Source organism: Modestobacter altitudinis, assembly GCF_005930475.1.
Classification (GTDB): Bacteria; Actinomycetota; Actinomycetes; order Mycobacteriales; family Geodermatophilaceae; genus Modestobacter; species Modestobacter altitudinis.
The window spans coordinates 19,982-31,476 of the sequence record NZ_SJEW01000059.1; the positions used below are offsets into that span (position 1 = coordinate 19,982).

Consider the following 11,495-nt stretch of genomic DNA (forward strand, 5'->3'; position numbering starts at 1 on the left):
CGCCGAGGCCCGGTCAGCGGCGCCGGGGCAGCACCACGCGGGCGCGGGTCACGCCGTCTGCTGACGTCAGGGTGAGCCGGCCGCGGTGCTTCTGCGCCACCACGGACAACGAGGTCGCCAGCCCCAGCCCGGTGCCCTCGCCGACCGGTTTGGTGGTGTAGAAGGCGTCGAAGGCGCGGGCCAGCACGTCCGGCGGCACGGTCGGCGCGCTGTCCTCTACGTCGACCACGACCGCGTCCTCCTCCCCGCGGGTGCGGACCGTGACCGTGCCTCCGGGCTCCACGGCGGCCAGGGCGTTGTCCAGCAGGTTGGTCCACACCAGCGCCAGGTCGGCCGGCCAGCCCTGGACCACCTGCGGGGCCGGGTCGAGGTCGCGGACCAGCCGCACCCCCGGGGGCACCTTGTGCCGGAGCAGCACGAGCGCCTGCTCCAGGCTGGCGTGCAGGTCGACGTCGGTCATCGACTCGTCGGCGGAGTAGGCCAGCGGGCGCACCCCCGAGACGATCCGGGACAGCTGGTCGGCGCCGGCGGAGACCTCGTCGAGGAGGGCGGCGACCTCCGCGGCGCGGGCGGTGCCGTGCACGGCAGGCCCCCGCTCGGCCGGTGGCAGCGCGTCCAGCGCCGTCCGCAGCGCCGCCGGGTCGATGCCCAGCCGCACCAGCCGCCCGGCGGCGTCCCAGCCGCGGTCCACCCCGGCGGCGGCGAGGACACCCGCGAGCTCCCGTTCCGCGTCCGCGCGGAACAGCGGGTCCTCCGGTGCCGGTACCGCGCCGACCAGCCGCTGCAGCGGTTGCTCGGCACCCGTGGTCCCCGCCAGCAGCGACCGCAGCCGGGAGGCGCCCCGCTGCACGGCGCTCGCCGGGTTGTTCAGCTCGTGCAGCAGGCCCGCCGACAGGGTGCCGAGCGCGGCCATCCGCTCGTGCTGGCGCACCAGCCCCTCCTCGACGTCGAGCCGCCGGGTGGCGGCCAGCAGCAACGCCCGGGCCGACTCCGGGTGGGTCAGCAGCCGGTCCAGCGCCTCGGCGCCGATCCGCTGGACCCGGGCGCGGGTGCGCGCGCGGACGGTCGCCGAGCGGGGCCGCCGGTGCGCGATGCCGAGCTCGCCGAGCAGGTCGCCGGCGGCGCAGACGTTGAGCAGCACGTCGGACCCACCGACGTTCCGGCTCACCTCCAGCTCACCGTCCAGGACGACGTACATCGCCTCCGGCGGGGAGCCCTCGGCGATCAGCACCTCGCCGGGCACCAGGTCGACGGTGCGGCTGGTGTCGGCCAGGACGTGCACGTCGGCCTCCGGCAGCTCCGCGAACAGCCGGGAGCCGCGGAGCGCGGCGGCGACGTCCCGGTCCGGGGCCAGGGTCACCGGGTGCTGAGCCGCTGGTGGGCGAAGCGGACCGCCATCGCCCCCTCCCCCACCGCCGAGGCGATCCGGGTGCCCGACCCGTGCCGGACGTCGCCGGCGGCGAACACCCCGGGGACGGAGGTCTCCAGCGGCAGCGGCGGGACGGGCAGCGGCCAGTCAGCCGGGGCGGTGCCGCCGTCGGTCCCCAGGTCGGTGCCGGTGAGCAGGAACCCGCGCTCGTCGCGCCGGACGACGCCGTCCAGCCAGCTGGTCCGGGGCGCCTGGCCGATGAAGACGAACAACGCGTCCGCCGGGGTCTCCCGCTCCTCGGTGCCGGTGCGGAGCCGCAGGCCCTCCAGCCGCCGGGTGCCCAGCGCGCCGGCCACCTCGGTCCGCTGCTCGACGGTGATCTTCTCCGAGGCGACCAACCGGTCCACCAGGTAGCGGGACATGGTCGCCCCGAGGTCGGCGCCGCGGATCAGCACCGTCACCGAGGCGGCGAACTGGGAGAGGAACAGCGCGGCCTGCCCGGCCGAGTTGCCGCCGCCCACCACGAACACCCGGTCGCCCTGGTGGTCGACACCCTCGGCCCGCCCCGCGCCGTAGTAGACGCCGACCCCGGTGAGCCCGGCGGCCCCCGGGACGTCGAGGGTGCGGTAGTTGACGCCGGTGGCGACCAGCAGGGTCGAGGCGCTGACCTCGCTGCCGTCCTGCAGCGCCACCACCGTGTACGGGTCGGCCCGGCGCACCCCGACCACCTCGGCGGGGACGAGCAGCTCCGCGCCGAACCGGATGGCCTGCTCGCGGGCCCGCATCGTGAGGTCGGCACCGGAGAGGCCCACCGGGAAGCCCAGGTAGTTCTCGATCCGACTGGAGGTGCCCGCCTGCCCGCCGGGGGCGCTGCACTCCACCACCAGCGTCGACAGGCCCTCGGACGCCCCGTACACGGCGGCGGCCAGGCCGGCCGGTCCGGCACCCACCACCACCAGGTCGTATCCAGGCCGCTCCGCCCGGGCCCGTAGCCCGATCCGCGCCCCCACCTGGTGCAGGTCGGGCTGCACCAGCACCTCGCCGTCGTCCAGCACGACCACCGGCAGCGCGCCGGCGTCGAGCTGGGCCACGTCGAGCAGCTCCCGGGCCTTCGCGTCGGTCTCCACGTCCAACCAGTGGTAGGGCACCAGGTTCCGGGCCAGGAACTCGCGGACGGCGTGGCTGGTCTGCGACCACCGGTCGCCGATCACCCGCAGGTTGGCCACCGGCGGCGGCGGCCGCCAGGTCTGCAGCAGGTCGTCCAGCACCGGGTAGAGCCGGTCCTCCGGCGGGTCCCACGGCTTGAGCAGGTAGTGCTGGACGTCGGCGTCGTTGATCGCCCTGATCGCCGCGTCGGTGTCGGCGTAGGCGGTGAGCAGCACCCGGCGGGCGTCCGGGTGGAGCTTGCGCGCCGCCGCCAGCAGCTCCACGCCGCTCATCCCGGGCATCCGCTGGTCGACCAGGAGCAGCGCCACCGGGTCCTCGCGCAGCCGCAGCCGGCGCAGCAGGTCCAGCGCCTGCTCCCCCGACGAGGCCGTGTAGACCTGGTAGTGCTCGGCGTACCGCGCCCGCAGGTCCCGCTCCACAGCGGTCAGGACCGGCTCGTCGTCATCGACGGCCATCAGCGCCGGCTTGGTCATGTCGCCTCCTCCACGATCGGTGGGACTGCGGGACGACGGGATGGCCGTCGACCCGGGACGGGGAGCGGGCAGCGATCTCCTCGGCCGCACCCAGCGCGGCCAGGCCGGCGTCCAGCGCGGCCCAGGGGCCGGCGGTCGCCCCGGCGGCCCGCTCCCGCGGCTCGTCGTCGGCGTCCAGGGCTGCGGGCAGGGCGGCGGTCAGCCGGTCGATCGAGGGGGCGAGCAGCGGCTCCCCCACCACGCCCAGCCCCGCCCGGGCCGCGTCGGCGGCACCGGCCAGCCGGGCCGCCGCCCGGGGCACCCCGTGGGCCAGGACCAGCCCGGCGAGGCCGTCGAGGCAGCTGGCCAGGCCCGCGGTGTCCCGGACCTGCCGGTGCAGCTCCGCCGACTCGACCAGCCGCTCGTGGGCGGCCCGGAGGTCGCCGGCGAGCACCGCGTCGATCCCGAGCCGGTCCAGCACGGCGGCGACCAGCAGCGGGTCGCCGGTACGGCGGGCCAGCTCCAGGGCCTCCCGGTGGGCCCGCGCCGCGCCGGAGCGGTCGCCGACGGCGGCCGCGGCGTCGCCGGCGGACCCCAGGGCGTACCCGAGCGACCACGCGTCGCCGCTGCGCCGGAGGGCGGCCACCGCCTCGGCGAGCAGGTCGGGCAGCTCGGGGTCGTCCGGCGCCCGGGTGCCGGCCAGGCCGACCAGCCCGTGCCCGAGCAGCCAGGGGTCCTCCCGCTCCCGGGCCCCGGCGACGACGGCGGCCAGCAGCGGTGCCGCCTCCAGCGCCCGGCCGCGCAGCACGCGGGTCAGGCCGCAGGCCCAGGTCAGCCGCGCCCCGGCGGCCGGGTCGAGGGCGGCGGCGGACGGCAGCCGGGCGGCCTCCTCGGCGATCTCCGCGAGCGGGACGACCAGGCCGCGCGCCCACCACCAGCGGGCCAGCGGTGCAGCGATCGCGACGACCAGGTCGGCGCGGTCGTGCTCGACCGCCCAGCCCAGGGCGGCGAGCAGGTCGGCGGTCTCCGCCTCCAGCCGGGCCTGCCAGCGGGCGCGCTCGGGGCCCAGCAGCCCGGCTCCCGCCGCGGGGCCCACCGCCGCCAGGTGCTCGGCCAGCCGCAGCCGCGTCCGGGTCTCCTCGCCGCGCTCGCGCAGCTGCTCCCCGGCGAAGGCCCGCACCAGCGCCGTCATGCGGAACCGCGGCTCGCCCTCACCGGTGTCGGAGGCGGTGAGCATGCTGTGCGCGACCAGCGCCGACAGGCTCTCCAGGACGTCGAGGTCGCCGTCGACCGCGCCGATGTGCTCGGCGGTGTCCAGCGTGCAGCCGCCGGTGCACGGCGAGAGCCGGGCCAGCAGCGTCCGGTCGGGGTCGTCGAGCAGGTCGTGGCTCCAGGCGATCGTCGTCCGGAGGGTGCGCTGCCGGTCCGGGGCGTCGACGTCGGGGTCGCGCAGCTCCAGCGCCCGGTCCAGCGCGGCGGTCAGCCGGCGCACCAGCAGCGCGGGCGGCAGCGTCCGCACCCGGGCAGCGGCCAGCTCCACCGCGAGCGGCAGGCCCTCGAGCCGGCGGACGACCTCGGCCACCGCCGCGGCGTTCGCCGCCGTCACCGCGAACGCCGGGTCGGCCCGTCGGGCGCGGGCGGTGAACAGCTGCACGGCGGGCGCCGCCGCCACGACGTCCGGCCGGGTGTCCCCCGCCCCCGGGACGGCGAGCGGACCGAGCGGCACGTCGTGTTCCCCGCGCAGGCCCAGCAGGCTGCGGCTGGTGACCAGCAGCTGGGTCCCGCCGCAGCGGCTCAGCAGCTGCCAGAGGTCCGGGGCCGCGGCGAGCACCTGCTCGGCGTTGTCGATGACCAGCAGCGCCCGCCGGGTGGCCAGCCGCTCGACGACCAGCTCCAGCACCGGCCCCTCGGCGGGCACCCCGATCGCCGCCGCGACCAGGCTGGGGACGGCGGCCGGGTCCCGCGCCGCGGCGAGGTCCACCCACCACACGTCGTCCCGCTCCCCGACCAGCTCCTCGGCCGCGGCCAGCGCCAGCCGGGTCTTGCCGGTGCCGCCCGGGCCGGTGAGCGTCACCAGCCGCACAGCCGGGTCGCGCAGCAGCCCGAGCACCAGCGCCCGCTCGTCGGCGCGGTCGACCAGCGGGGCCACCGGCGTCGGCAGCCGGCCGGGGACGGGGCCGGCCGGGGTGCGCCGGGCGGCGAACCGCTCCGACAGCAGGACGGCCAGGTCGTCGGAGACGAGCTCGCGCAGCGCCGCCGGGTCGTCGTAGGAGGAGGTGGACGCGTCGCCCTCGGCCTGCACCCGGTCGATGAGCGCGGTGAGCCGGGGGTCGCGCCCGGGCGCCGACCGACGCACGTAGACCAGCCGGGGCAGACCGGCCGACAGCTCGTACTCGTCCTCGAGGCCGGACACCTCCATGCCGGGGGCGACCCAGCCGTAGGACTCCCCGTAGATGCCGACGAAGACGTCGCTCTGCGCCAGGTAGGCGCGGTACAGGTCCCGCGGCGGGTGCGCCCGGGCACCGAGCTCGAACAGCACGGGGATCAGCCGCAGCCCGGTGACCGCGTCGCGGACCGCCTGCCGCTCCTCGGCCAGCTCGACCATGGTCGAGGAGATGAAGACGCGCAGGCGCTGGTCCGGGGTGGGGATCGACCGCGCGCCGTTCCCAGCACCGGGCGGCGGTCGGTCCACCGGCCCACCTCCCGGGGGAGCAGTGGCGTGGTCGCCAGCGAGCATGGCGCACCGGGGGGCACCCGCGCCAGGGGCCTCGCGCCAGGGGATCAGCCGGGAGCGAGCTGGACGCCGAAGCCGCGCACCGCCAGCCGGAGCAGCACCGGCCCAGGCCGCAGCAGGTCGGCGACCCGGCGGTCGCTGAGCGTCTCGAGCTCGGCCAGCCGGCGCCGGTACTCCCAGTCCCCGGCCAGCCGGGCCCGGTGCAGCACGGTGGTGTTGGCCCACACCTTGCGCCGCGACTCCCGCAGGAAGACCCGGGTGGCGAGGTGGTTCACCGGCGTCAGCAGGCGGTCCAGCCAGGTGCGCGGGTCGCCCGCCCGCTGCAGCTCGACGTCCTCGGTGGCGACCCGGGAGGCCAGCACGCCGTCGATCCGCTCGTGGTCCCGCCGGCGCCGGGCCATCGCGTCGGGGTCGGCGAACTCCTCGGTGGGGATGACCCGGACCAGCGACTGCGGCAGGTCGAAGTTGATGTGCGCGTTGACGCCGAGCAGCACGTGACCCTCGGGGCGCAGCGTCGGCGAGGCACCGAACGCCCGCCGCCACGGCGCCGGCGCGGTGGCGGGGTCCCTGCGGTGGGCCTCCAGCGCGTCGAGGTAGAGGCCGGCGAAGTCGACGTCCCAGGCCTCGACCCACGCGGGGTCCTCGAACAGCCCCTCGCCCAGCGCGCCCGCCACCGCCCGGGTGATCCGCAGGTAGGTGCCGAGGAAGAACCGACGGGGGTCGCCGTCGGCCTCCAGGGGGGGCAGCAGCGCGTCCATGCGCGCGATGAGGTCGTCCACCGTCTCGCCCACGCGGCCTCCTCAGCCAGTGCTGGGAAGAGGCTCCCGCGGCGGGGACGTCGCCGTCCAGCCTCCCGGGGTGTCGCTCAGCCGGCTGCGCCCCGCCAGCGGAGCACCTCCAGCGCGGTGGCGACGGCGAGGACGTCATCGGCCAGCGGCCGTGGGAGCAGCTCGTCGGCGCGGGCCAGCCGGCGGAGCACGGTGTTCCGGTGGGTGTAGAGCCGCTGCGCCGTCCTGGTGGCGTTCCCCAGCTCGCGCACGTAGGTCAGCACCGTCTGCTGCGTCTCGGCATCGGCGCCGAGCAGACCGCCGAGGGTGTCGGCGAGGAACTCCTCGACCCGGGTGGGCTGGCTGGTCAGCAGCGCCACGAGCTGGACGTCCTCGTAGCGGGCGACCTGCTGGGGCGAGGTGAGCCGGGCGAGCATCTGCTGGGTGGTCGCCGCGTCGAGGTGGCTGCGCCGGAAGCCGTCGACGTCGGTGCCCGGCCGGCCGATGGCCACCCGGACGTCCGGTGCGGCGGACAGCCCGGCGGCCACCGCGCCGGCCTCGGGCGCCCGGCCGACCGGCAGCCACACCCACAGGGCGGTCGCGCCGGCCACCACGGTCAGCCGCCGGGCGGCACCGCTGGCCCGCATGGTCGCCTCCGCCGCGGCCTCCAGCTGCTCGGACACCGCGGCCCCGGAGCCGCTCCACACGATCACCGCGGTGTGCGGCCCGGTGAGGCCGTAGCCGAGCTGGGCCTCCGCCCGTGCCCGACCCAGCGGCGCACCCTCGAGGAGCAGCGAGACCGCGGCCCGCCGTTCCGCGTGCGCGCCGCGGGTCAGCTCGGCCCGCTCGGCGGCCATCCGGGCCGAGACCGCGGCGACGGTGTCGTCGATGAAGGTGGTGATCGACAGCGCCGAGACGTCCAGCAGCTCGCGCAGCTCCGCCGGGTCCGCGGTCAGGGAGAAGCAGATCTCCATCCACCGCCGCCAGGCCACCCCCTGGGCGGTGCGGTAGGCGTCCAGGCCGCTGTGGTCCAGCCCGCGCCGGACCAGGTCGCGGGATGCCTCCAGCACCTCCGGCCCCAGGGCCACCGGCACACGCTCACCCGGGCGCTGCACGTTGGCGGCCGCCCAGTGCAGCAGGTTGGCCAGGTTGGCCCGCCGGGTGGCCTCGGCGAGCACCGGGTCCTCGGCGACCGGGCGCATCCCGGCACCGCTCAGCGATGCCCGGTGCAGCTCGGCCACCCAGTCCGCCCGCGGGTCGAGAGCGACCTCGGCGCCGCGCCGGAACAGCTCGCGGACGGTCGCCGACGAGCTCGGCCAGTCGCGCGTCACCGGGTCATCGTGCACCACGATGCGCTCATGGAGGTGCACTCCGTGCTGGCAGCGGGTGGCCGGGGTCACGCACAGTGGAGCCAGTCGTCCCCGATGCTGGAGCACCCATGACCCACCCGAGCCCGGTCGAGCACCTCGACGTCCTCATCGTCGGCGCCGGCATCTCCGGCATCGGCGCCGCGTACTACCTGCAGCGCGACCACCCGCAGCGCAGCTTCGCGCTGCTGGAGGCCCGCGGGGCCACCGGGGGGACGTGGGACCTGTTCCGCTACCCGGGCATCCGGTCGGACTCCGACCTGCACACCTTCGGCTACGAGTTCCAGCCGTGGCGGGACGAGCAGTCGATCGCCGGCGCCGACCGGATCCTGGCCTACCTCCGGGAGACCGCCGCCGAGCACGGCATCGACCGGCACGTCCGGTTCCACTCCACGGTCCTCAGCGCCTCCTGGTCCTCGGCGGAGGCGCGCTGGACCGTCGAGGTCGAGCGCACCGACACCGGCGAGCGGACGACGCTGACCTGCGGCTGGCTGTTCTGCGCGGGCGGGTACTACCGCTACGACGAGGGCTTCACCCCGCACTTCGAGGGGCGCGAGCGCTTCGCCGGGCCGATCGTGCACCCGCAGCACTGGCCGGCGGACCTGGACACCGCCGGCAAGCGGGTCGTCGTCATCGGCAGCGGCGCCACCGCGGTCACCCTGGTGCCGGCTCTCGCCGAGACCGCCGGGCACGTGACCATGCTGCAGCGCACCCCGAGCTACGTGCTGCCGGTGCCGGCCGAGGACAAGCTGGCCAACCGGCTGCGGAAGGTGCTCGGCGAGGAGCGCGCGTACCCGATCGTGCGGCGCAAGAACATCGTCAAGGGCCGGTTGATCTGGCGCTTCTGCCAGCGGCACCCTGACCGGGCCCGGGCGCTGATCCGCTGGGTCAACACCAAGCACCTGCCCGAGGGCTATCCGGTCGACGAGCACTTCAACCCGCCCTACGGGCCCTGGGACCAGCGGTTGTGCGCCGTCCCGGACGGCGACCTGTTCCGCGCCATCCGGGAGGGCACGGCGGAGGTCGTCACCGACCGGATCGTCACCTTCACCGAGCAGGGCGTGCAGCTGGCGTCCGGCCGCGAGCTCGAGGCTGACGTCATCGTGACCGCCACCGGGCTGAACGTGCAGGCCTTCGGCGGCATCCGGCTGACCGTGGACGGCGCCGAGGTCCGGCTGCCCGAGACGGTCGCCTACAAGGGCATGATGCTGTCCGGCGTGCCCAACCTCGCCTACGCGATCGGCTACACCAACAGCTCCTGGACGCTGAAGGTCGGCCTGCTCTGCGAGCACTTCTGCCGGGTGCTGCGGCACATGGACACCCACGGGTACGACGCCTGCCGCCCCGAGCTCGCGGACCCGGCCATGCCCACCCGACCGCTCCTGGACTTCGGTGCCGGCTACATCCGGCGCGCCGTGGACCAGCTGCCCAAGCAAGGGGACCGGATGCCCTGGCTGACCTCGATGGACTACCGCACCGACGTGGGCCTGCTGCGGGCCGACAGCGTCGTCGACCCCGAGTTGCACTTCTCCCGCACCGCGGTCCGGGCGGGGGTGGGCGCGTGACCGCGGCGACCCCCGACCCGGTGCTCACGGCCGACGCCTCCGGCGACCGGTTCGTCGACCTGCCGGCCGGGCCGCGACTCTGCCACCGGACCGAGGGCCCCGCCGACGGCGTACCGCTGCTGCTCGTCGCGGGCCTCGGCATCGACCTCACCTCGTGGCCGCAGCGGATGGTCGACGGCTTCGTCGAGCGCGGCTTCCGGGTGGTCCGGTTCGACAACCGGGACATCGGCCGGTCCAGCCGGACCGGCACCGCGTCGCCGGGCCGGCTGCGCCAGCTGCTGGCGCGGCCGCGTCCCGACGCCTACGACCTCGCCGACATGGCCGCCGACACCGTCGGGCTGCTCGATCACCTGGAGATCGACCGGGTGCACCTGGTCGGCATGTCGATGGGCGGGATGATCGCGCAGACCGTCGCCGCCCGGCACCCCTCCCGGGTCGCCAGCCTGACCTCGATCTTCTCCACCACCGGGGACCGGCGGGTCGGGCAGCCGGCTCGGTCCACCCTCCTCCGCCTGGCGCGGGGCCCGGCGCGCACGGTCGAGGAGTCGGTGCAGCGCCACCTGGGGATGCTGCGGCACATCGGCTCCCCCACCTCCCTGCCCGACGACGACCTCGAGCGCGCCTGGGCGGTCGGGCTCTGGGAACGCGGCGGCGGCAGCGCCGCCCGGGCCGGCGTCCCCCGGCAGATCAGCGCCATCCAGGCCTCCGGCGACCGCACCGCCGAGCTGCGGCGGATCACCGCGCCGACGCTGGTCGTGCATGGGTCCACCGACCGGATGGTGCACCCGACCGGCGGCCGGGCCACCGCCGCCGCCGTCCCGGGCGCCCGGCACGTGGAGATCCCCGGCATGGGCCACCACCTGGCCCCCGGCGTCGTCGACCAGCTGGTCGAGCTCACCACCGACCTCGCCCGCAGCGCGGGCGCTCCGCTCCCGACAGGAGATCCCCGATGAGCAGCGTCGCCGGCAAGGTCGCCGTGGTCACCGGTGCCGGGTCCGGCATCGGCCGGCAGCTGGCCCTCGAGCTGGCCCGGCGCGGCGCGCGGCTGGCGGTGTCCGACGTCGACGAGGCGGGTCTGGCCGCGACCGCCGACCGGGCGCGGGCCCTCGGTGCCGAGGTGCACCGCTCCCGGCTGGACGTGGCCGACCGGGCCGCCGTGCTGGCCCACGCGGCCGCGGTCGCCGACCACTTCGGCGTCGTCCACCAGGTCTACAACAACGCCGGGGTCGCCGGCGGCGGCACGGTGCTGGACAGCGACTGGGAGGACTACGACCGGATCCTCGGCATCAACCTCTTCGGCGTCCTGCACGGCACGAAGGCGTTCCTCCCCCACCTCATCGCCTCCGGCGACGGGCACGTGGTCAACGTGTCCAGCCTGAACGGGATCATGGCCCAGGCGTCGATCAACGCCTACAGCGCCAGCAAGTTCGCCGTCCGCGGGTTCACCGAGGCGCTGCGCAGCGAGATGCTGCAGGCCGGGCACCCGGTGCAGGTCACCGTGGTGCACCCGGGCGGGGTGCGGACCAACATCTCGACGGCGGCGATCGAGCACGCCCGGCAGCGCGGGGTGCTGACCCCGGAGGACGAGCGGCGAGCGGCGCTGTACGACGACAAGCTGCTGCGGATGCCGCCCCAGCAGGCGGCGCGCACCATCGTGGCCGGCGTGGAGGCCGGGCGGCCGCGGATCCTGGTCGGCAACGACGCCAAGGTCGTCGACCTGCTGGTCCGGCTGCTCCCCCGGGCCTACCCCCGGCTCGCCGTCGCCGTCCAGCGACGGGCGCAGCGGGCCTGAGCGACCGGGGTCAGCCGGTCAGGCCCCTGCCGCAGGTCGGCCAGGCGCCCTTGCCCTGCGCGGCCAGCACCTTCTCGGCGACGGCGATCTGCTCGGCCTTGGTGGCCAGGTCCGCGCGGGCGGCGTAGCCGGCACCGCCGTAGGCGTTCCAGGTCGACTGCCCGAACTGCAGCCCGCCGTAGTAGCCGTTGCCGGTGTTGATGCTCCAGTTGCCGCCGGACTCGCAGGCGGCGACGGCGTCCCAGTCGTGCGCGGCCGGCGCGGGAGCGGGGGCCACCGGGG

9 protein-coding genes are annotated in these 11,495 nt (G+C 76.4%); 3 read left to right on the forward strand and 6 right to left on the reverse strand.

Features of this window, described 5'->3' with window-relative positions:
- Positions 1 to 13: 13 nt before the first annotated feature.
- The 5 genes from FHL79_RS18720 to FHL79_RS18740 form a co-directional block, all read right to left on the reverse strand.
- Positions 14 to 1,360, reverse strand: coding sequence for a sensor histidine kinase (locus tag FHL79_RS18720; protein WP_138760091.1), 1,347 nt, complete (start codon positions 1,358 to 1,360; stop codon positions 14 to 16).
- Positions 1,357 to 3,009 (reverse strand): FAD-dependent oxidoreductase, encoded by a 1,653-nt coding sequence (locus tag FHL79_RS18725; RefSeq protein WP_138760092.1) that lies wholly within the window; start codon positions 3,007 to 3,009, stop codon positions 1,357 to 1,359. The genes FHL79_RS18720 and FHL79_RS18725 overlap by 4 nt, the downstream gene beginning before the upstream one ends.
- Complete coding sequence (locus FHL79_RS25425) at positions 2,978 to 5,680, reverse strand: ATP-binding protein (protein WP_179966103.1); 2,703 nt, start codon at positions 5,678 to 5,680, stop codon at positions 2,978 to 2,980. The genes FHL79_RS18725 and FHL79_RS25425 overlap by 32 nt, the downstream gene beginning before the upstream one ends.
- 89 nt (positions 5,681 to 5,769) lie before the next feature.
- Positions 5,770 to 6,513, reverse strand: a complete 744-nt coding sequence (locus FHL79_RS18735; protein WP_138760094.1) for a DUF5995 family protein — start codon at positions 6,511 to 6,513, stop codon at positions 5,770 to 5,772.
- A gap of 74 nt (positions 6,514 to 6,587) precedes the next feature.
- Entirely contained in the window at positions 6,588 to 7,820 is a 1,233-nt protein-coding gene (locus FHL79_RS18740) for a PucR family transcriptional regulator (protein WP_246080975.1), read from the reverse strand.
- Between the two features lie 107 nt (positions 7,821 to 7,927).
- On the opposite strand from FHL79_RS18740, the gene FHL79_RS18745 reads away from it, so the two are divergent.
- From FHL79_RS18745 to FHL79_RS18755, 3 genes are read left to right on the forward strand one after another with little or no spacing between them, the layout of a single operon-like run.
- Positions 7,928 to 9,421: a flavin-containing monooxygenase gene (locus FHL79_RS18745; RefSeq protein ID WP_138760095.1), complete on the forward strand. Its 1,494-nt coding sequence runs from the start codon at positions 7,928 to 7,930 to the stop codon at positions 9,419 to 9,421.
- Positions 9,418 to 10,374: an alpha/beta fold hydrolase gene (locus FHL79_RS18750; RefSeq protein WP_138760096.1), complete on the forward strand. Its 957-nt coding sequence runs from the start codon at positions 9,418 to 9,420 to the stop codon at positions 10,372 to 10,374. Before FHL79_RS18745 ends, FHL79_RS18750 begins: the two co-directional genes overlap by 4 nt.
- Positions 10,371 to 11,213: an SDR family NAD(P)-dependent oxidoreductase gene (locus FHL79_RS18755; protein WP_138760097.1), complete on the forward strand. Its 843-nt coding sequence runs from the start codon at positions 10,371 to 10,373 to the stop codon at positions 11,211 to 11,213. Before FHL79_RS18750 ends, FHL79_RS18755 begins: the two co-directional genes overlap by 4 nt.
- A 10-nt stretch (positions 11,214 to 11,223) precedes the next feature.
- Here FHL79_RS18755 and FHL79_RS18760 read toward each other — a convergent pair.
- On the reverse strand, positions 11,224 to 11,495 hold a 272-nt coding region (locus tag FHL79_RS18760), incomplete at its 5' end, for a transglycosylase family protein (RefSeq protein WP_171058241.1).